The organism is Janthinobacterium sp. YR213 (assembly GCF_900099875.1).
Classification (GTDB): domain Bacteria; phylum Pseudomonadota; class Gammaproteobacteria; order Burkholderiales; family Burkholderiaceae_D; genus Janthinobacterium; species Janthinobacterium lividum.
In genome coordinates this window covers 674528-695739 of sequence record NZ_FNDA01000002.1, presented here as the reverse complement: position 1 = coordinate 695739, position 21212 = coordinate 674528, and the positions used below count along the sequence as shown (strand labels likewise).

Sequence of the window (21212 nt, the reverse complement as noted above, 5' to 3'; positions counted from 1 at the left end):
GCATCAATGCGTGATGCCATCGCGACGCACCACTTTCAGGAAGGTCAGGAAGATAATTTTCAAGTCGAGGAAAAACGACTGGCGCTGCAGATATTCGGCGTCCAGGCGAACCTTGTCCGGTATCGGCAATTCATCGCGGCCGTTGATTTGCGCCCAGCCGGTCAAGCCCGGCAATACCTGGTCTACGCCATATTCGGTACGCAAGGCAATCAGGTCATCCTGGTTGAACAGGGCGGGACGCGGGCCGACAAAACTCATGTCACCGGCAAGGATGCTCCACAGCTGCGGCAACTCATCCAGGCTGGATTTACGCAGGAACGGGCCGACCGGCGTCAGGAAACGCTTGGGATCGGACAGCAAATGGGTCGCGACCGCCGGGGTATCCACACGCATGGTGCGAAATTTCGGCATCCGGAAAATACGGTTATGGCGCCCCACGCGGTCCGACCAATACACGATGGGCCCGGGCGAGGTCAGTTTGACCAGCACGGCCACCACCAGCAGCGGTATGGACAGCACGACAACAGCCAGCAAGGCAACACTTACATCAAACAAACGTTTCATTTAATTTCCCCGCGCCGCACGACGCAAACCTTCATCCACACTCAACGGCGGCACCCAGCCAAGCAGCTGTCGCGCCTTTGAAATATCCACCTGCAAGGACCCGCACAAGCGCTGCGCGAAGCCCCGTTTTCCGATCATCGCGCATGCCGCGCCCAGCATCCATGCCGGTACCGGCAGCAGCCGCGCGGGCTTGCCCAGCGCCTGGCCCATACGGCGCAGCAGCTGGCTCGTCGACAAGTCTTCACCATCGGCCGCCAGCCAGACCTGATTGGCCGCCGCCGGGTGTTCAGCGCATACGGCAACCAGGTCAGCCAAATTGCCCAGCGCGACCAGGCTGCGCCGATTCCGGATCGCTCCCAGCGGCAGCGGCACGCCGCGCCGCAGCCAGCGCATCATGCTGAGAAAATTGGCCCCGACGCCAGGCCCATACACCAGCGGCGGCCGTATCACCACCACCTGCATGCCGGTTTCCTTGGCCAGCGCAAACAATCCCTGCTCGGCTTCCAGCTTGGAAATACCATACGGATCCGACGGTGCCGGAACATCGCTTTCAGAGAAGGCCTGTCCAGGCAGCGTCGCTTCGCCATTCACCTTGATGGAACTGATAAACACAAAACGCCGTACTCCCGCGCGGGCGGCGCAACGCGCCAGGTGCAGGGTGCCATCGACATTTACACGGCGAAATTCCTGCAGCGGATCGGCCGCCGTCTCGTTCATCACATGCACGCGCGCCGCGGCATGCACAACGACACTCACCGAGTCGAAAGCATGATCCCAGCATGTCTGGCTGGACAGGTCATCGATGACAAACGTTTCCACCGTATCAGGAAACACGGCACCGGCATCGCGCGTGCAGGCACGAATGCGCCCATCGCCCATGCGGGCCAGCCGTTCAATCAATGCGGCGCCGACAAATCCGGTCGCTCCAGTCAATAACACCACAATACATTCCTAATCAAAAACCTCGGGACAGGATACCGGGCCGGCATCCTGTGCGCCGCATGGGCGGCTTATCCTGCCGTTAGCGCGCCTGGCGCGGCGTGTCAAACAAGGCGGCATACTTAGCCGAAATTGTGCTCCACGTATAATTTTCTTCCGCGATCCGCTTCATGGTACGCCCAATCGCCTGCAGCTCATCTGGCTGCACGGTATTGAGGATGGCCAGCAAGCCGGCTTCATCGTCGAAGTATCGGGCCTGATTTTGCGTTGTTTCCCGGTTATAGCTCACGCCAAATGCCAGAATGGGCAAGCCCAGGTACATCGCTTCCACCAGCGAAGGATTCGTTCCACCGGCGCTGTGGCCATGCACATACATGCGGCAATTGCTGCGCAACTGATTCAGGATAGCCTGGTCATAAATCGGATCAAGCAAGTGCACATGCGCCACCTGCGCATATTTTTGCTTCAGTTCCTGCCCGTACGCGCTATTGGCCCAATTACCGACAATCACCAGTGGCATGCGCGTCTGCGAAGCAAAGACATCGATGATCAAGTGCACATTATTTTCCGGCTCGATGCGGCATACCTTGAAGGCATAGTCATGCTGCAAGAAGGGAAAGCGCTGCAGTACCTCGCCGCTGATGGGCTGCTGCGTCACATGGTCGGCACCATACGCAATCAGTTCGCTGGGGCGGCCATATTGCGCGCTGACGTATTGCTGAATCGCCTTGTTGTCCGCAATCGTCACGTCGGCAAAACGTACCGCCGTCGCTTCGGAAAGCTTCAGGAACCATTTGGCGAAACGTCCCCATTTGGCGCGGCGCCACTCCATGCCATCGATATTGACAATGACTTTCTTCTTGCTCAGCAACTTAATAACAGGCAAGAAAATACAGCCTGAGACCCCGAGGATCACAAGCACGTCCGCATAGCGTAATGCAGATAGCATGGAAACGATATCGTATGGAATACTCTGCACGCCATTCGCGTCCAGATTGACATATTTCAGCTTGACGCCCTTGTACGTCGGCGGCTGCTCGGCATATTTTTTGCCACTGCAGTATACGGTGATATCAAACTTGCCGCACAGATTATCCGTCAGGTGCTCGGTCAGCGTTTCCCAGCCACCGTATTTTGCCGGCAAGCCCACCGTTCCAATAATTGCAATCTTCATTGACCAACCTTCATTTTTAACTTGTCATTCAACACAAATGCCCTCTCGCGCATACGCTGCACACTGCCTGCAACAAGACGATACGATAGGCAATACAGGTAATTATTTACGGAAATACCTTAACTTCAGCACATCTGACAATATTCTCAAGCAACCGAATGCGACGGAAATCAACAGGCAGCCGATGCCATAAAAGCGCCAATGGCGCAGCATCACTTTCTTTGCGCGGAATTCATTCATACGCATCTTGAACAGTGCGGAAGACAGGCCGCCCGTGCTGCCCGGCGCGCGCGACAGCGTCGTCATCGGCTGAGGAACGAAATGCACGGCCTTGGCCCGCGCATTAATATTGAACAGATAGGCATAGTCTTCGCAATAGCGCATCAACGGCACGCCCAGGCCCAGGTTACGCCGCACTGTCAGGCAAGGGGTATACACGGGATTGAGCGCCGCCAGCAGATACTTGAACGGCAAATGGCGCAGGCGCCCCGCATACCAGCGCGCATTGATGGCATTGATATTGGTCGGCGTATCGACGGGATGATAAACAATGTCGCACGTATCCTGCTTCAGGTAGCCGAGCAGGAAATCAATTTTCTCTGGGGTAAACCGGTCATCCGAGTCCAGAAATGCCACGAAGCTGAAGCGCGCACGGCGCACGCCCAGGTTGCGTGCCGATTGGGGGCCACTGTTTTTCGCTAGGCGGTAAACTCGTACCGGCACGCCCGACGAATTGCTAACGGGCAATTTTTCGGCCAGCACCAGATTGGGCGAGCAGTCGTCGACGACCACGATCTCAACCTGTTCAATCGAGGTGGTCGTGACGGACTCGATGGCATCAAGCAAAGCTTCATGGCGCGCATACGCGGGAATGACCACGGTAATGCCAAATGTTTTTCCGATAGTCATAATTAGAAGAAGCTCACCGAGTTAATGGAAGACGAACCAAGCAGGAAAGCGATGGTCAGGCCAAATGACGCGAGGACATAGCAGTACACGCGCGGGTACATCTCCAAGGCTCGGCTGCGCTCAAGCTCATAGGCAAAGCACCACACAAAGATCGGATAAATCGAATACACAAACCGGTAGCTGAAGTACGGCAGCGGGAACAGCAGCACGCTGGCGATAAACAGCAGCCACAGGAAGCTCGCATAGGGCTTCAAGTCGATATATTCGCGCTTGTTCAAATGGCGCATGAACCCATACAGACAGAAAAAACTGGCATAGATACTGATCCGTGCCAAAATCTCATCGTTGTCATGCGCCAGATATTTCGTGACCTCGTAGATAAAACCGTTGACCGGCGCATACAGGACGCTGTCCGCCGGCACAATAAACAGGCAGAGCAAGACCACCAGGCCGCCCTGGAGCAGGCGCCGCATGTCACAGCATGACAACAGATAAATTGCCAACAATAGCAATGAACTTTTGTGCAACAGCAGCGACAGAACCAGGAAAACCAGGCCAGACTTGGTTTTCATTCCGCGCGAGACAGCCACGCAAAACAGGATGGCCGATGCGGATTGCCTGAATGCATTTGTAAAAAATTCGGTGCCCACCGGAGAAATAACCAGGAAGAACAGCATGAAGAACTTGACCCGGATATTTCCTTTCATAAATAAAATCGGCAACACGATGAAGAGAATCCAGATGCTCGCGAAAGCATACCGGTTGCACAATGCCCCGGGCGCCATCGAGAAAACGAAGTCCATGACATAGAAGGAATAGTCATCAGCTTCGATGGCGCCGCCGCCTCCTCGGCAAGCCGTCAAGAAATAGTTCAGGTATGTCGAGGAATCCGTGCCGAATTCCGGCGAACGGAAGGCAAAGGCGCACAAGGTGATCAGGCAGCACATCGCAATCTGAAATGACAGACGCGACTTATCCTGGGTAAACATCCCGAGTATCAAGACAGGCAGGAAAGCGAGTATATAAACTTGACCGATTGGCATTTTTCTTTTTTCAAACGGGGCGGTGCCGAACTTGCGCTAAAGCAACGCAACACCTGCGGCGCCGCGTGTCAGGCACCGAAGAGCCCGGCTACGCACTCGGGCGCCATCTCAGCGCTTGAACTCTTTCATGGCGGATTGCAACTGGCTCAGACTCGGTTGCACATGCGCCAACAAATGCGCATATGCCTCGCCAATATTCGTCAGATTTTGATGGGCATATGCCTGGCGGTTAATGGCAGGTTTGAATTTGATCTGCATAAAACGATAGGCCCGGCGTGAAAACTCGCGGCACAGTTCCCATACGAACGATAAACAGGCCGGGCTATAACGTTCGCGCTTGACGTAGGCACACAGGGAAGCCTTCGTTTCACGCCAATATTTAGGGTGATGCAGGCAGCACTTGGCGTACAGGCGGGGCAGATTGGGGCGATACCCGGCTTTGCCGATCTTATCGATCGCCGCCTTGAATGAGTAAGACCAGACCGTTGGCACGCTGTAGAACTCGGGGATCAAGGGGTCCCACACCAGATTGGTGAAGGCGCCGATGTGCGCATTGTCGCGCAAGCCACCCTTGTGCCCGCCTTCCGCACTTTGTCCCGAGGTGCTGCCACCAGAACTACCCGCGATAATAAAGGGAAAATCGATCTGCACGCTGCTGCGCGACTCCTCGGCAATCAACGCCGCGCTATAGATATCAGGGCTGACTCCGCCAAAAAGCGAACCATATTTTTGCTCGATACGTTCGGCGAGCGCACGCGACATCATGCCCAGATAGGCGCGTGGCATGGACATGACGCCCGTCCCCAGATTTTTCAATGCCTGCTGCAGCACCTGCGGCCCGTCGAGCGGGGAAATGGTGGAGGCAAATGGCTGCACCGTCAGCTTGGCCGTAAAGTCAGCCCCGAAATACAGGGACTTGAAGTCCGGCCAGAAATAAGCCGCGCCCAGGGAACAGGCGGCCGCTTCAACCTGCGTATCGCGCGCCCAGCGCGCCAGCTCTTCCGCACCGGGTCCCAGGCAATCATCATCGCCGAGGAAGATCAGATAATCACCAGTTGCCAGACGCAGTCCATTCTGAAAATTACTGACCACATCCATCGGACGTTGCGGATGGTGATAAATCAGCCGTCCCGATTCGATCCAATGCCCCAATTCTTCAGCGATTTGCATGGTATCGCTGGTATCCGACACAACGACTTCCGTATCCGGAAAATTTGTCAGGATGGTGGTAATCGCATTGATCGCATAGCGTTGACGATTATGCGTAGGAATGATGGCAGACAGAAGAGGCATTATAAGTATTATGTATAAACAAATGGGTGGTGTATCAACAATGCAATCAGATGCTGCTTTAATACTGCAGCCGCCGGGCAAATCTAGTGTTAGCCAGCCAACGCCGGATATCTGGTGCGCACAGCGCGCTACATCCAATAGACAGCACTGCCGTCACAGCGATGAGCAACAAGCGCAGCCACCGGCCATCGATGGTAGAGAGGCACCAGTAGCCCAACATCAGGCATGGCAAGCTGGCCAGGACCGGCAATGCCAGGCTTTCCCGGAACCACCGTCCAAACTGGCCCGGCAAAAAATTGCGATGCAAGAAGTACATATACGGCGGCATCGTGCACAGGTTCATGATCAGCCATGACAAGCCAGCCCCTGCCAAACCGTGGTGCAGCACGAGGTAAATCATCATCGGCGTCACGACAACCACGGACACCATGCCGACCTGCAAATTCAAGCGGATATTGCCGTGTGCCAAGGCCAGGTAATAGGGCACCACTGTCAACGCTTGCAATACTTGCCCGCCGAGTAACAGCGAAGCGGCAAGTGCGGCGGCCTGGGCACTGGCTGCGGAACCGGTCCATAAATAAATCACATCTTGCGAAAACAGCGCCACCACCAGGCAGCCGGGCACCGTCACGATGGCAACAAACTGGCATGTCCGGTGATACAGGGCAATGAGTTGCTCGGTCTCATTGCGTGCGACCAATTCTGTGAAGCGGGGGAAAATTGCCGAAGCAATTGGACTGGCCAATATCAACGGGACCGATGCCAGCGTTCCTGCCAGCGTATAAAAGCCCAGCATTTCAAGCGACAACATCTTGCTCACCGTCAACTTATCGATTTGGGTCAGTAAAATCGACAGCAGGGCCATGCCCGCCATCCCTGACGCATAGCGCCAGGTGTTGTGAAACACTTGCTTGCGGAAAAAGCCGACGGCGCGCACGCCATCAGTTCTCAGCGCATGCCATAAGCCATGCCGTACCGTAATGCAATAAATCGCATTCGCCACCAGTTGCCATATAGCAAAGGTGACGATCGTTGGCGAAAACAGCCACAACACCAAGAGGGTGCCAAAGCCCCGGTAGGCGCTCCAGGCGATCTGCAGGAAGTTCGCGCGCACCTGTTGCTGCAAGCCCATCAAACCACCGATGTACAGGCCGGATGGCAACTGGAACGCAATGGCAACGCCCATCAGCCGGATCGCCAGCGTGATGTCGTCGGAACGCAAAGTGCTGGCCTGCAGCCAATGCTCGGTAATCAATGGCGCGCCCAGCCACAGCGCCACGGCGATCACGCAGCAAATCACCAGATAGCTCAACTCGTAGGTGCGCAACAGGTCGCGCCGCTCCTGCGCCGCATTCGCGCTCGCGGAAAGGCGTGCCATCTCGCGATTCAAGGTGGCGGAAAACCCCATGTCGGCAAACGCCATGACACCGAGCAGTGTCGAATAAAACCCTACCAGGCCATACGCTTCCGCTCCCAGCATGTGCAGATACAGCGGCACAAACAGATACACTGAAATGAAGCCCCATGCACGTCCCACGATATTGGCAGTGATATTCCGCTTAATCATGAATATCCGGGGAATGGTGCAGCAAGATAGGAGATGTCATTTTTATTATAATTCTTAAAGCAATATGTTCGGCATCAGTTATCGATGCCGTACCATTTCCGCTGCTTATCAGCTATTTTTCAATTCCTGCTGCACATAATCAAGGGACAGCAGCAATTTCTTGACGCCCTCGACATCGAGGCGCTGCGTATTATGCGAGGTGTAGTCCTGCGCCTGATTCACTTCGGGCTGTCCATCCAGGATGAATTTATCGTAGTTCAAATCGCGGTTATCGGCCGGCACGCGATAATAATCGCCCATGTCCTCTGCCTTGGCGATCTCTTCGCGCGACACCAGCGACTCGTACAGCTTTTCACCATGCCTGGTACCGATCACCTTGACGGGCACATTGCTGGAAAACAGTTCCTGGATGGCCTGCGCCAGTACTTCGATGGTGCTGGCAGGCGCTTTCTGCACAAAGATATCGCCTTGCTGTCCATGCTCGAAAGCGTGAATGACCAGGTCGACCGAATCTTCCAGCGACATCAGAAAACGGGTCATTTCCGGATCGGTCACCGTCAGCGGTACGCCAGCCTTGAGCTTTTCAATAAAAAGTGGAATCACCGATCCACGCGATGCCATCACATTGCCGTAACGCGTGGCGCACATCACCGGGCCGCCTGGGCGCACCATGCGCGACTTGGCAACCAGCACTTTTTCGGCCATGGCTTTGGAGATACCCATTGCATTAATGGGATATACGGCCTTGTCAGTACTCAGCAAAATGACTTTTTGGACGTTATTGGCAATGGCCGCATTCAGGACATTTTCCGTGCCCAGCACGTTGGTCCGCACCGCTTCCATGGGATAAAACTCGCATGACGGTACCTGCTTGAGCGCCGCCGCGTGGAAAACATAATCCACGCCAGCCATCGCCTGCGCAACGCTCTGGTAATCGCGCGTGTCGCCGATATGGAATTTGACCTTATCGTTGTTCAACGCGATCCGCATGTCTTCCTGCTTCTTCTCGTCGCGGCTAAAAACAATGATTTCCTTGACATTCGTGTTTAAGAATCTGTTCAACACGGTATTACCAAAGGATCCAGTGCCGCCAGTAATCATTAAAACTTTATTATCAAACATGTCAGTCCAGGTAAAGGTAGAGATTAAAAATGGCGCTGCCGTCAGGCTTGACCGGCAGACGCGTGCAGCGCGCTCTTCACGGCAGCGATCAGTTGCTCGACGTCTTGCGCGGAAAGCCACCAGCCACACGGCAGGGCGATTATGCTACGTTGTAATATGTCGGTATTCGGTAATTCACGGCGACAAGCCACAAACCCGGAATAAATATCATTGCGTTGATGCAATATTGACGCTGCTACGCCGTGCGCTTTCAGCGCTGCCAGGACAACGTCACGTTGCTCAACCGCAATTAATACGGCCCAATATGACGGCAGCGCTCCGGCGCTCGGCGCCAACAGGGTCAAGCCGGCACAGGAAGCCAGCCCATCTTTGATCTGCTGTGCATGCAGGCGCGTTTGTGCCATGCGCTGCGCGACTCCCTGCAATTGTACAGAGCCCAGGGCCGCGCACAAATTATTCATGGCCATCGACCAGCCGATGACGGGAATATCGGAATGCGGATTGATTTCACCAGCCGCGGTGCGAAAACTGCTGGCATCGATACCGAAACGGCGCAGCTTGCGCGCGCGCGCAGCATCATCCGGATCACGGCACGCCAGCGCGCCTCCCTCGGTGGTATTGATTTGCCGGTTCGGATAAAAAGAAAACACCGCGAAATCACCAAACGTACCCACCTGTTGTCCATCGACTGTCGCCAGCAAGGCGTTATCGCAGTCTTCGATCAAAACGATGCCGCGCTGGCGGCAAATTTCAGCGATCGCCTGCGCCGGGCCTGGATAACCGGCCAGGTGATACAGAATCACTGCGCGCGTGGCCGGCGTGATGGCACGCTCGAAATCGGCCACGTCCATACAGGCCGATGCGGGGGCCACATCCACCCAGACGGGCCGTCCGCCGCATCCGGCAATGGCCGAATTGGTCGACATGCAGGCAAAAGCTGTGGTCAGCACATCATCGCCCGGGCGTACGCCCGCCAGATACAAGGCCAGGTGCAGCGCGCTGGTCATATCCACGGTGGTCACGACATGCGACTGGTCCAGCAATTCCCCCAGACCAGCCTCGAATGCGGCAACGTGCGGGCCGGACGCAATGCGCCCCGAACGCAATACGGCCAGGGCCGCCGCTTCCATCTCGGGTGTATTCACCACGCCAAACAAAGGCAGTACGGACATGGACGTCACCCTTTTTTCAAGGCGTCGACAATGCGCTCGCGGTCTTCCGCTCCCAGCCACCAGCCGCACGGAATATGCACCATGCGGCGATAGTAGGTATCCAGCTGCGGCAGGGGCGCGGCCAGTTCCTTGAAAATGCTATGCAAATGGTTAGGACGATGCAGCTTCGACGCCGACACGCCGATGGCGGCAAGCCGGCGCTCGACATCGGCGGAGTCATCCGACAAGACGGTGTACAGCCAGTAACTGGGCTCAGCCCGCTCGTCGAACGCGGCCACGGCCAGACCCGGGATGGCGCCGATGGCACGGTCAAAATAACGGCCGTTTTCCTTGTGCGGGTTCAGTACACGGGCATCAATGTCTTGCAGTTGCGCCAGCCCAAACGTGGCCGTCACATTATTCATATTGTATTTATAACCGATGGACGTAATGTCGACTTCGGTACGCGGCACACCCTTTTCCAATCCGAACCAGCGGAATTTCTTTGCTTCCCGGATCAGCGATGCATCGCGCATGGTCAGCATGCCACCGTCAACGGTCGTCATGTGCTTGATGGCTTGCAGCGAGAAAATGGCAAAGTCGCCAATGGTGCCAATTGCCGCGCCATCGTAGCGCGCCCCCATGGCATGCGCACAATCTTCGATCAACGCAATGCCGTGACGACGCGCGATGGCAGCGATCTCGGCCAGTCGCACCGGCATCCCGGCATAGTGCACAATCAGGATAGCCTTGGTCTTGCTGGTGATGCCAGCCTCGATGGCGGCGGGATCAAGGTTGCCGGAAAGCGCATCGACATCGGCAAACACGGGCACCGCGCCCATTTGCAGGATAACGACATTCGTTGGCTCCGCCGTCATGCTGGTCGAAATGACCTCATCGCCAGCCCTTACGCCAGCCAGATGCAATGCCGCATGCAATGCGGCGGTACCGCTGCTCATCCCCAATGCAAAAGGCAAACCAAAATGCTCGGCGAAACGTCGCTCAAACTCGTAGACCAGCTCGCCCTCCCCCACTTGGCCGCTATACAGCACTTGCTCAAGCGCAGGCATCAGGACCTGCTTGTCAGGGAAGCCAACTTTTACTAAAGGAATCATCTTCAACTTTCGGTTTACCAAAGGCATTAAACAATGGGCTGCAACGCAAAGGCGCAGCAGCACCCCGACTTCCTGGCAGACCGTACATCAATGCTGGCATAACATAGTCACGCCACACATGGCCCGTATCGGCAAGCAATGAACGAAGACAGGCTGACACCGTCACGGACCGGCTCCCCATCGCCGTGCATAGTCAATTGCCTACGCCTTGACAATCATTTGCGAAATCAATTTTCTTTGATCGCACCACGATCATGGTGCTGCGCACTGTCAAAGCCACACACGCTGGCGACATCACACCAGATACGCATGCGCCCCAGGCTGGATGTATATCGGCTGTACGGCGCATGCACTGCCATGCAACTCGCGCCGTCAATCGCACTCCAGACACTACAGTGCGTGAGACTCGCATGCGCTGCCTTATCAAGAAAGATCACCAAATCCTTGTGTTGAGTCAAGTATTCCATTGCGAAAGGAAAACAAACCTCGCACTGGAAATTGCAATTAAGTCAACATAATGCAACGCAAAATGCGGGCATTCATTTTAAATGAAACACACATTTATTACCAGAGCCGGGTATCGGAAATCAAATCACGCCCCAACAGAAAATACAACACGCCAGCAATGCACATATTAATTTTTTCAAGAATGCGTACGACGCCAACACACTCAAAACAGCAGAAACAGAATAATCGCTCCGCAATCAAGCGACATATCAATATTATCAAAAAATAATCATGATGCAGCAGGATAAGGCCAGCAACACACACTCGCGGCAAGCGAAAACATCTGCCGCGGCGTCTTCGCGCACAACGATGCTGCCACATGACGCGCAATGCGCGCAGGATAGCCAGGGCAACGCGCCCGGCAAGCTGCGCCAGGCCAGGCATGAATGACACCTTCAAAAACAGCTCACAGCTGTGCCCAACCGTAGCCTATGCCAAATTTATCCAATAAAAAAAGTGTCTTACACCTTGTCACAAAAAATGCTGACCACTCCAGCCATCTGATGCACCGCAAGACACTGGGCAAAGCATCCCGGCTTGGCCAGCAGCATCGGCATCACACGCCAGAAGCGCCAGCACAGGCCAGACCATGGCCATCTCGCGCCCCGCAGGCAAAAACAGGCGGGAAAACAGGTGAAAGAGAAGTGGGATATAGCCGCTAAAGAATGCAGGGATTTGAATGCGGTATTCGATCAAAATACAGGCAAAGAAAAATCAATTAACTGCAGCCAACACCAGGCGATAGGAAGAATGAAGACGCACACCACAATTAATCATTCAACATCATCAACATAAGGAATTGCAGGCCATTGCTTGAATATCGAAAAAATATATTTGTATCGCGGCAAAAAAAAAGCCCGCCTTGGCGGGCGGGCATCTCTTCCATACTGGAAGGCGGCAAGTACTATCCGATATCAACACCATGGAGAAGGACTTGCGCCGTCCATCATTTCTCACACAATATTATTGCTTCAGCAAACCACCCAGCAACGCGGCCACCTTCTGCTTCGGCTTGGCCGCGACAGGCGCCATGCTGGCGGCAGCCGGGGCTGCTGCCTTGGCGGGCTCATATGGCTTCAGGAACCACGGGTCGGCCTTTTCGCGGCGGGCGCCGGGACCAAAGGCGGGACGCGCACCGCGCTCGGCGGAACGGCTGTCGCGGCTGCTGTCGCCAGCATGGCGGCTCTCCGGGGCACGCGCGGGACGCGCCTCGCCACCTTCGCTACGGCGCGGCGGACGGCGCTCGCTGTCGCTGCTGCGGGCGGGCGCGGGGTTGAAGCCCGTCAATTCACCGCGCTTGATGCTTTGCTTGATGAGTTTCTCGATGTCGGCCAGCAAGCGCTCGTCTTTATCCGAGTAGATCGAAATGGCGTCGCCCGAGGCGCCGGCGCGGCCCGTGCGGCCGATGCGGTGCACATAATCTTCCGCGTTGTACGGCAAGTCGAAGTTGATGACGCAAGGCAAGTCGGAAATATCCAGGCCGCGCGCCGCCACATCGGTGGCGACCAGCACGTCGATCTCGCCCTTCTTGAACGCTTCCAGCGCCGCCATGCGCTCCTGCTGACTCTTGTCGCCGTGAATCGCCGTGGCGCTCATGCCTTCCTGTTCCAGCACGCGGGCCAGGCGCGAAGCGCCGATCTTGGTATTCGAGAATACGATGACCTGCTTCAGGTCGCGCTGGCGCAGCAGATGGGCGACCAGGGCATGCTTCTGGTCTTCCGTCACTTTATAGACCACTTGCGTGACCTTGTCGGCCGTCTGGTTGCTGCGCGCCACTTCGATCGTCAGCGGATCGTTAAGGAACGTGGCAGCCAGCTTCTTGATTTCTGGCGAGAACGTGGCCGAGAACATCAGGTTCTGGCGTTGCTTCGGCAGCAAGTTGATGATGCGCTGCAAGTCCGGCAGGAAGCCCATGTCCAGCATGCGGTCGGCCTCATCCATGACCAGCATCTGCACCTGGCTCAGGCTGATGTTCTTTTGCTCGATATGGTCGAGCAAGCGGCCCGGCGTGGCGATGACGATTTCCACGCCGCCACGCAGGATGACGGTTTGCGGCTTCATGTCCATGCCGCCGAAGACGACGGTCGAGCGCAGCGGCGTGTGCTTGGCGTAAGCCTTGACGTTTTCGGCCACCTGCACCGCCAGCTCACGGGTCGGCGTCAGGATCAGCGCGCGCACCGGGTGGCGTGCCGGCGACATGCTGCTGCTGGCATGCGCCATCAGCAACTGGATGATCGGCAAGGAAAAACCAGCCGTCTTGCCGGTGCCCGTTTGCGCGGCACCCATCACATCGCGGCCTTGCAGCACCACGGGGATCGCTTGTTCCTGGATCGGTGTCGGATGGGTGTAGCCCTGGTCGGTCAGTGCGCGCTGGATTTCAGGCGCGAGGCCAAAGTCGGCAAACGTCAGGCTGGGAGCAGCGGATACGGCAGGTGCTGGTGCAGGCGCAGCGGCGGCGGGCGCCGCTTCAAGGGCAATCGCCGGGCTGGGCGTAGGAGTCGATTCGGTTTCAGACATAAATTTTCTGGTGTGCCTCCGCACTGCGGAAGCCATGCTTTCTCAATAAACAACATTTCGGGGCACAGGCAGCTCCGTCTTGCAAGCCATGGATCATTGTTCTTGCGGCACCTCCGTGCTCCGGGACATGCTGTATGGCGTATGCGGGAGCGTCGAAGAGATGTGCTGCGATGGCGGCGGAGATCGCGCCGGCGGAACATCGCGCGCAGAAGATACAATATCAGTGCTGTAAACGATACCCTAATTCACCGCAACTGTACACGGAAACCGTGATTTTTGAGCAAAAAGCGTTCCAGCAACGGCACGCCGGGATGCCGTATGATGGCAACTGCGATGCCAGCTCCGATGCCTCTTCCGCCGCCCCCTGCCCTCACCATGCCCACCCCGACTTTACCCCACGATCCGCAACCGCAAGCGCCCAGCAAACCGGGCAATGACGAGTGTTGCCACAGCGGTTGCACCTTTTGCGTACTGGAAATGTACCAGGAAGACCTGGCCGCCTATGAAGAGGCCCTGAGGGCGTGGCAACAGCGCCAGCAAGCCGCTACCGCGCCCGCCACTCAGGGCGTCAAAAAACCGCGCAAGCGCGCTTAATCAAAAGCTTTCCCACTCATCCACTGGCGCCGTGCGACGCGTCGTGTCGGCCAATTGACGCGGCGCCGCTGCCGGCGCCACGGCGGCCGGCGCCTTGACGAGGACTGGCGCGCGCGGCCGGGTTGCGGCGGCCCTGGCCACGTCGATCTTGAAGATGCTGACCACTTCACTCAGGCTGGCGGCCTGCTCCTGCATCGATTCGGCCGCTGCCGCCGCCTCCTCCACCAGGGCCGCATTTTGCTGCGTCACCTGGTCCATCTGGGCGATGGCCTGGTTAACCTGCTCGATACCGGCGCTCTGCTCGCTGCTGGCGGCCGTGATCTCGCTCATGATATCCGTCACGCGGGTGATGCTGGCCACGATGTCATCCATCGTGCGGCCCGCCTGGTCCACCAGTTTTGACCCCGCCTCGACTTTCTCGACCGAATCGCCGATCAGGACCTTGATATCCTTGGCCGCTGCGGCCGAGCGTTGCGCCAGGTTGCGCACTTCCGTGGCCACAACGGCAAAGCCGCGCCCCTGCTCGCCTGCGCGCGCCGCCTCGACGGCTGCATTCAGGGCCAGGATATTGGTCTGGAAAGCAATGCCATCGATGACGGCGATGATGTCGACGATCTTGCGCGACGAGGCATTGATCGACGCCATCGTGCCCACCACTTCGCCGACGACCTTGCCGCCCTCGATGGCGATGCTCGACGAGGTCAGCGCCATGGTGTTGGCCTGGCGCGCATTGTCCGCATTCTGCTTCACGGTCGAAGTCAGTTCCTCCATCGACGAAGCCGTTTCTTCCAGCGAACTGGCCTGCTCTTCCGTACGCGACGACAAATCCTGGTTACCGGCGGCAATCTGGCTCGACGCCGTGGCAATCGTGTCGGTGCCGCTGCGCACCTGGCCCACCAGCTTTTGCAAGCTGGCATTCATGTCTTTCAGAGCCTGCATCAATTGCCCCGTTTCGTCTTGCGATTGCACAACGATATGCGCCGTCAAGTCGCCAGCCGCCACCTGACGCGCCACGCCGACGGCCTCGATCAGCGGACGCGCCACGCTGCGCGCCACCCACAGCGCCAGCAGCATGCCGATGACGACGCTGCCCACCAGCAAGCCGATCAGGCTGGCACGCGAGGCCGCATAGGTTGCATCGGCGCTGGCGCTCGAGCGCACGCCGCCATCCGTGTTAATCGACACCAGCTTATCGAGGGTCGCCATCATGTCCGCCATGACCTTGGCGGACGGCCCCACGGCCAGGGCACGCGCCTCTTCCTTCTTCATCTCGCGCGACAGGCTCAGCATGGTTGCATGCAGGCGCATGAATTCATCGTTGAGCGCCAGGAAGCGCTCGAATACTTGCTGCTCGCCCGGTTCGGAAATCAGGCGGCGGTACTTGTCGCCGTCCACCTTCAGCTTGGCCTGGGTTTCCGTCATGCGCGTTTCGTTCTGCGCCATGTCGGCATCCTGCGCGGCCAGCATGTGCGCCAGTTCCCAGCGGCGGAAATCGCTGACATCGCTGCGCATGGACATGGCCGCCAGCACACTGGGCATCCAGTTGGCGGACAGGTCCGTCGACGCGGTATTGATGCGCGCCATGGAAAAGATCGCCGACACGCCCAGCGCGGCCGTCAACAGCAGCACGGCGCCAAACGACAAGATCAGCTTGGTGGCAATTTTCAGATCAAAAAACCATTTCATGCGTTGCGTTCCTTCATTAGACGGGTAAACGGGACAAGATGGCCGCGCTCCGGCAAATGCACGGCGCGGGCAGTGAGGGCAGGCTGCAGCGGAAGTAAACAGTGATGGAGGGCAAGGACAGCAGCGCATCCCGAAACACCAGTCGAATTTCCGCAGCGCAACATCTTATCACCGTCGTACTGCAGTGCAGAGGGGTTTGATCAAGGTATGCGGCCAAAGTTCACGGGTAGCGGGCAAGGCGGCGTATTTTTTCCAGACAACGTTGTTTCTACAAGGAAAAATGCAGCAGCAGGCGTAGGAGTCGGATGACACGAGGCAATGTTCCTAGCCTACATAAGCGCGTCGGCTCATCCGATGCCCGTCCGCGGCCCCTGGTCCTATAGTGGATACAAGATTCAGCACAACGCTAGCAAGCCAGAAAAGCAGCGCCATCCAACAAAATCAGAAGACGAGGCCCTACCATGTACAAAGCTTATAGCAACCTGACCCCAGCAACGAATAACCACGCCGCCGCCCAGCACAACTGGCAAGCCGCTCCCGCCACCCCGATGATCAGCATCACGGGCGCACAACAGAACGAATTGCTGCGCGCCTTGTCGCGCACCGATCTGGAGCGCCTGTTCTGCCAACTGGAATTGGTCGCTTTGCCTGCGGGCAAGCACCTGTTCGATTGCGGCGGCAAGATTGAATACACGTACTTCCCCACCAACGCCATCGTTTCCCTGCTGTATGTGATGGAAGACGGCGCCACCACCGAGATCGCCGTCATCGGCCGTGAAGGCGTGGCTGGCGTGGTGCTGTACGAAGCCGAGCGCGCCACCTGCACGGCCATCGTGCAGACGGCTGGCTACGGCTACCGCTTGAAAACAGCCTTCCTGCGCGAAGTGTTCAATGAAGGCGGCGCGCTGGCACAATTGCTGATGCGCTACACCAGCGCCATGTTCGCGCAAATGGCGCAGAACGTGGTGGGCGGCCGTCATTGCAGCATCGAGCAAAAGCTGTGCCGCTGGCTGCTGGACCGCCTCGACCGTTCGCTGTCGAACGAACTGAAGGTGACGCAAGACACCATGGCCAACATGCTGGGCGTGCGCCGCGAAAGCGTCACCGTCACGGCGCGCAAGCTGCAGGACGAAGGCTTGATCCAGTACCGCCGCGGCACGGTCGAAGTGCTCGACCGCGAAGGCCTGGAAGCGGCCGCCGGCAATTGCTACAAGGCAGCGCGCGCCGGTTTTGAACAGTTCCGCAGCGGCATCAGCGCACACAATTAAGCACGACGCTGGCAAACGGGCAGGCAAGCGGGTATCGTAGATATTCCTGACTACCCCGGAGACTGGCCATGAAACTGATCGGCATGCTCGACTCGCCCTATGTGCGCAGGGTCGCCATCTGTTTGCAACTGCAGGGAGTTTCCTACGAGCACTTGCCGCTATCCGTGTTCCGCAATATGGATGCCGTGCGCGAGATCAACCCCGTCATCAAGGTGCCGACCCTGGTACTGGACGACGGGCAAGTGCTGATGGATTCCACCTTGATACTCCACTATCTATCGCTGCTGCGTCCGGGCACCTCTGTCCCCGCCCTCGCCGACAGCGTGCGCGCGCTGCGCCTGACGGGCCTGGCGCTGGCCGCCTATGAAAAAGCCGTGCAAATCGTCTACGAACGCAAGCTGCGTCCGCTCGACAAGCAACATGCGCCGTGGCTGGAACGGGTCAGCATGCAGCTGCATGCCGCCTGGAACGCGCTGGAACAGGAATGCGCGCACCTGCCCCTGCCTGGCGAGACTGGCAGTATCGACCAGGCGGGCGTGACCATCGCCGTCGGCTGGAGCTTCGCCCAGCTGGAAACGCCCGATATCGTCAAACCCAGCGATTACCCGGCCATCCACGCCTACACGCGCTCGGCGGAAACCCTGCCCGCCTTTCAGGCCACGCCGCCAGTCTGACGCGCCACAGGGCTATTTGCCTGCGGCGCCCGGCCCGGGTACAGCGGCGGCCGGATCGAAGTGCCACCAGCCCGGCCTGACATCGTCAAACGAGTGATATTCGGGCGCAAAGGCCGCCTGGGCAGGATCGTCAAAACTGCCCACCAGCAAGGCCACCGTCGGCGCATCGTCGATGGCACCGACGGAACTGCCGCAAGCGGCACAGAAGGCCCGGCTGGAATAATCGGAAGAACGGTATGTTGCCGGTGCACCGGCCGACCCCGTCCAGCGCACCTGATCTCGCGCAAACTCCACCCACGCCACCGTTGGCGCGCCCGTATGCTGCTGGCAATTGCGGCAGGAACAGCTGTGCGGATTGCCGCCCTCGCCTGTCACTTCAAAGCGCACGGCGCCACATAAACAGCCGCCTGTTTGCACCACATTCTCCATCGCGTCTCCTCGTTCGCAGCGTTACGTACCCGGCCAGCCGGCACGCACCCGGTACAATATTGCCATAAACCCACCCTGGCGCAGCCCAAAGTGCGTGGCGCCGGCACTATGAAAGAATGAATGGAAGACATCAATTGCGAAGGCTTGCCGCACATCCGCGTACTGGCAGGCGAAAACACCAAGGGTCCCGTGTATGAAACCCTGCCTGCGCGCCAGATCGACGAGCACGTCTACGAACTGCTGGCCTCGCCCGGCCTGACCCTGAACCTGGCGCGCGGCGACATCGTCAACATTGCCAACCCGCTGGCCCCTGCCGAAGTACTGAAGCGCGGCGGTAACTTCTGCATCCAGATCTATGCCGACGACGTGTCGCAAGAGGCAGTGGACCAGCTCGAACGCGACGTGCAAAGCCAGTTGGGCGGCACGATGGATGGCCAGTACAAGGGCAACCTCACCTTCAGCGTACCGGGACATCACGGCATCTACAACGTCAACGGCCCCTTCGACGCCTTCCGCGAAGCGACGGGCGTCGAATGGTACTTCGCCAATATCTACGTCAACCTCGACGACGACGATGATGAAACCTTGCTCAACTGGTGGGTGGATATGTAAGCCTATCAGAATCTGTGGCAGGGCAACCATGCTGCGCTCTTCATGCGCCAGGTGCCTGGCGGCATTGAAATTTTCGGCCAATGGCGCAATCACAAACCCTGCGCCCGCGTGATCTACTTCGGCCGTTCGGCGGCGGGCATCGAATCGCCCAGAACTCTATTCGGTGGTCGGATGAAGCCGCTGGCATTAGCCATGGCGGCCACGACGATGCGGCCCGTTGCCGTCGTTTCTTGCCCACAAGCGCTTCCCTCGAGCTGGAACCTGCCCGCCGCCAGGCTCGACGGTGTGCGCATGTTGTCCCATCCGGCGAATCAGCCTCCGGAGACCGCCGAGGCCTTGCCTATCCTGGCTCCGCCCAGCGAAGGGGCACGTGCCGTCACCGAGCGCTACCTGCGTATGGATTTGCCAAGAGTCAAACAGTGCATCGCGGCCCTTGAACAGCGAACGAAAATGGTCAGGTTTCAGTGCAAATCGACGACTCGCTAGCACTCCTCAGCGCAACCGAACTCATCACTACGTGCTACGATGCAAGACAAGTTCCTTTCAATGACACGCCATGAAATACAAGCTATTCCTGTTTGACCTCGACGATACCCTGCTCGACTTCCGGGCGTCCGAAAAACGCTCGTTCCTGCACACCATGGACGAACTGGGCTTGCACGATGGCATCGACGCGCTGTTTTCCCAATACCAGGCGATCAACGTCGACCTGTGGAAACGTTTCGAAACGGGTGACGTGAGCAAGGACTTCCTGAAGGTGGAGCGCTTCCGCAAGACGTTTGCATTGAACGGCATCGCCATCGACGCGGAACTGGCCAGCCGGCTGTATCTGGACTCCCTGCCGGACACGGTCGTGCTCATCGACGGCGCCAAACAAGTGTGCGAAACCCTGTCGCGCATCGGCGAAGTGGGCATCATCACCAATGGCGTCGAATCCATCCAGAACCGCCGCATCGCCGCCTCCGGCCTGAGCGACTGCATCTCCTTCGTCGCCACCTCAGAAGCGTGCGGCCACGCCAAGCCGGACGTGCGCTTCTTCGAATATGCGGTCAACATGGCGCGCGCATTCAGCAAGGACACGACCGTCATCATCGGCGACCGGCTGGACGCCGACATCCTCGGCGCGAACCGCTACGGCATCGACAGTTGCTGGTTCAACCCGGACAACATGGCCAATACCTCGACTGCCATCCCCACCTGTGAAGTGGCCAGCCTGCATGACATCGTGCCAATGCTGGACATGATGCAAGTCAAACTGAAACAGGCTTGATCTACCACAAGCGCACCACCTGAAATACGCTAATAGCGGCACGAAAATACACCGCTGTTCGCGTACCTTCAGGACTCGTCCATCCTGGTGCCAGCCCATGCCTTCCTGCACCGTCTTGCTCGCCATCGAGGCATTGATCCTGTTCTTTGCCATGCTGGCCAAGCGCCAGGCGGGCAAGCTCAGGCTGGTCGGCTACCTGGCCTTTCGCGACGCCAGCGCCCCCACGCAGCAGGCGCTGCACGCCGATGTCGGACAACTGCTCGCGCAAAAAGCCGACGTCGTATCTGTCTGATTACACCATCCAGACATCAATCGCGCGTCAGCACTTCCAGCAATTCGATCTCGAAGAGCAAATTGGAGTTTGGTGGAATCAAGCCCACCTGCCGTTCGCTATACGCCAGCGCCGCCGGCACCCACAACTTGCGCGTGCCACCGACCTGCATGCCATGCAAACCCAGAATCCAGCCCTGGATCACCTTGTTATTGCTCAACACACAGCGGAACGGTTCGCCCCGCTTGTGCGACGAGTCAAACTCCGTGCCATCTTCCAGCCAGCCCCGGTAATGAGAGGTGATCAGCGCGCCACGCGCCGCCGCCTTGCCGTCACCAACGACGATGTCTTCAATCTTCACTTCAGCCGTCATCTTGTTTCATCCTTCATCAAATCACGATGCCGCGATTGTACGACAGCATAAAAAAAGCCCCGGCAGTGGCCCGCCGGGGCTTCGATCACTACTGCAAATTCTGGTGGGCCTCCCGTGAGTCGAACACGGCACCA

Annotated in this window: 23 protein-coding genes; 8 read left to right on the top strand and 15 right to left on the bottom strand. The window is 57.9% G+C overall.

Features of this window, described 5'->3' with window-relative positions:
- Positions 1-3: 3 nt before the first annotated feature.
- From BLT98_RS12330 to BLT98_RS28785, 11 genes are all read right to left on the bottom strand, one after another.
- Complete coding sequence (locus tag BLT98_RS12330; RefSeq protein ID WP_070254295.1) at positions 4-564, bottom strand: sugar transferase; 561 nt, start codon at positions 562-564, stop codon at positions 4-6.
- Complete coding sequence (locus BLT98_RS12325) at positions 565-1509, bottom strand: UDP-glucose 4-epimerase family protein (RefSeq protein WP_092608079.1); 945 nt, start codon at positions 1507-1509, stop codon at positions 565-567.
- 76 nt (positions 1510-1585) lie between these two features.
- Positions 1586-2677, bottom strand: coding sequence for a DUF1972 domain-containing protein (locus BLT98_RS12320; protein ID WP_070254297.1), 1092 nt, complete (start codon positions 2675-2677; stop codon positions 1586-1588).
- Positions 2678-2779: 102 nt separating this feature from the next.
- Positions 2780-3586 (bottom strand): glycosyltransferase family 2 protein, encoded by an 807-nt coding sequence (locus BLT98_RS12315; protein WP_092608077.1) that lies wholly within the window; start codon positions 3584-3586, stop codon positions 2780-2782.
- 2 nt (positions 3587-3588) lie between these two features.
- Positions 3589-4629: an EpsG family protein gene (locus BLT98_RS12310; protein ID WP_092608075.1), complete on the bottom strand. Its 1041-nt coding sequence runs from the start codon at positions 4627-4629 to the stop codon at positions 3589-3591.
- A 108-nt stretch (positions 4630-4737) separates the two neighbouring features.
- Positions 4738-5922 carry a glycosyltransferase family 2 protein gene (locus BLT98_RS12305; protein WP_092608073.1) on the bottom strand — a complete coding sequence of 395 codons (1185 nt, stop codon included), beginning with the start codon at positions 5920-5922 and terminating at the stop codon, positions 4738-4740.
- A 58-nt stretch (positions 5923-5980) separates the two neighbouring features.
- Positions 5981-7489 carry a lipopolysaccharide biosynthesis protein gene (locus BLT98_RS12300; protein WP_070254301.1) on the bottom strand — a complete coding sequence of 503 codons (1509 nt, stop codon included), beginning with the start codon at positions 7487-7489 and terminating at the stop codon, positions 5981-5983.
- Positions 7490-7597: 108 nt separating this feature from the next.
- A complete protein-coding gene (locus tag BLT98_RS12295) occupies positions 7598-8611 on the bottom strand; it encodes a nucleoside-diphosphate sugar epimerase/dehydratase (protein ID WP_070254302.1) in 1014 nt (337 codons plus the stop codon).
- A 41-nt stretch (positions 8612-8652) separates the two neighbouring features.
- On the bottom strand, positions 8653-9783 hold the full coding sequence (locus tag BLT98_RS12290) for a DegT/DnrJ/EryC1/StrS family aminotransferase (protein WP_139179240.1): 1131 nt from the start codon (positions 9781-9783) through the stop codon (positions 8653-8655).
- A 5-nt stretch (positions 9784-9788) separates the two neighbouring features.
- Complete coding sequence (locus tag BLT98_RS12285) at positions 9789-10940, bottom strand: DegT/DnrJ/EryC1/StrS family aminotransferase (protein WP_230520662.1); 1152 nt, start codon at positions 10938-10940, stop codon at positions 9789-9791.
- A gap of 501 nt (positions 10941-11441) precedes the next feature.
- Positions 11442-11768 (bottom strand): hypothetical protein, encoded by a 327-nt coding sequence (locus BLT98_RS28785; RefSeq protein ID WP_139144090.1) that lies wholly within the window; start codon positions 11766-11768, stop codon positions 11442-11444.
- A 153-nt stretch (positions 11769-11921) separates the two neighbouring features.
- On the opposite strand from BLT98_RS28785, the gene BLT98_RS28780 reads away from it, so the two are divergent.
- Complete coding sequence (locus tag BLT98_RS28780; RefSeq protein WP_139144091.1) at positions 11922-12179, top strand: hypothetical protein; 258 nt, start codon at positions 11922-11924, stop codon at positions 12177-12179.
- Between the two features lie 168 nt (positions 12180-12347).
- Here BLT98_RS28780 and BLT98_RS12280 read toward each other — a convergent pair whose 3' ends face one another.
- Complete coding sequence (locus BLT98_RS12280; protein ID WP_092608065.1) at positions 12348-13901, bottom strand: DEAD/DEAH box helicase; 1554 nt, start codon at positions 13899-13901, stop codon at positions 12348-12350.
- Between the two features lie 375 nt (positions 13902-14276).
- Between BLT98_RS12280 and BLT98_RS12275 the strand changes: the two genes are divergently transcribed.
- Complete coding sequence (locus tag BLT98_RS12275; protein ID WP_080753278.1) at positions 14277-14495, top strand: oxidoreductase-like domain-containing protein; 219 nt, start codon at positions 14277-14279, stop codon at positions 14493-14495.
- On the opposite strand, the gene BLT98_RS12270 is transcribed toward BLT98_RS12275, so the two are convergent.
- Positions 14496-16181: a methyl-accepting chemotaxis protein gene (locus BLT98_RS12270; protein WP_092608062.1), complete on the bottom strand. Its 1686-nt coding sequence runs from the start codon at positions 16179-16181 to the stop codon at positions 14496-14498.
- A gap of 548 nt (positions 16182-16729) precedes the next feature.
- On the opposite strand from BLT98_RS12270, the gene BLT98_RS12265 reads away from it, so the two are divergent.
- Together BLT98_RS12265 and BLT98_RS12260 are read left to right on the top strand one after the other, a co-directional pair.
- On the top strand, positions 16730-17449 hold the full coding sequence (locus BLT98_RS12265; protein WP_034779829.1) for a Crp/Fnr family transcriptional regulator: 720 nt from the start codon (positions 16730-16732) through the stop codon (positions 17447-17449).
- A gap of 68 nt (positions 17450-17517) precedes the next feature.
- A complete protein-coding gene (locus BLT98_RS12260) occupies positions 17518-18123 on the top strand; it encodes a glutathione S-transferase (RefSeq protein ID WP_092608059.1) in 606 nt (201 codons plus the stop codon).
- A 12-nt stretch (positions 18124-18135) separates the two neighbouring features.
- On the opposite strand, the gene BLT98_RS12255 is transcribed toward BLT98_RS12260, so the two are convergent.
- Positions 18136-18540, bottom strand: coding sequence for a GFA family protein (locus tag BLT98_RS12255; protein WP_244517471.1), 405 nt, complete (start codon positions 18538-18540; stop codon positions 18136-18138).
- Between the two features lie 132 nt (positions 18541-18672).
- On the opposite strand from BLT98_RS12255, the gene BLT98_RS12250 reads away from it, so the two are divergent.
- The 4 genes from BLT98_RS12250 to BLT98_RS12235 all read left to right on the top strand — a co-directional run bounded on the left by BLT98_RS12250 (position 18673) and on the right by BLT98_RS12235 (position 20726).
- On the top strand, positions 18673-19164 hold the full coding sequence (locus BLT98_RS12250; protein ID WP_034779835.1) for a DUF4265 domain-containing protein: 492 nt from the start codon (positions 18673-18675) through the stop codon (positions 19162-19164).
- Positions 19165-19206: 42 nt separating this feature from the next.
- Positions 19207-19650: a hypothetical protein gene (locus tag BLT98_RS12245; protein WP_092608053.1), complete on the top strand. Its 444-nt coding sequence runs from the start codon at positions 19207-19209 to the stop codon at positions 19648-19650.
- 70 nt (positions 19651-19720) lie between these two features.
- Positions 19721-20434 carry a YjjG family noncanonical pyrimidine nucleotidase gene (locus BLT98_RS12240; protein ID WP_092608051.1) on the top strand — a complete coding sequence of 238 codons (714 nt, stop codon included), beginning with the start codon at positions 19721-19723 and terminating at the stop codon, positions 20432-20434.
- A gap of 97 nt (positions 20435-20531) precedes the next feature.
- Positions 20532-20726 (top strand): hypothetical protein, encoded by a 195-nt coding sequence (locus tag BLT98_RS12235; RefSeq protein WP_092608048.1) that lies wholly within the window; start codon positions 20532-20534, stop codon positions 20724-20726.
- A gap of 16 nt (positions 20727-20742) precedes the next feature.
- Here BLT98_RS12235 and BLT98_RS12230 read toward each other — a convergent pair whose 3' ends face one another.
- On the bottom strand, positions 20743-21078 hold the full coding sequence (locus BLT98_RS12230; RefSeq protein ID WP_092608045.1) for an FKBP-type peptidyl-prolyl cis-trans isomerase: 336 nt from the start codon (positions 21076-21078) through the stop codon (positions 20743-20745).
- Positions 21079-21212: the final 134 nt, after the last annotated feature.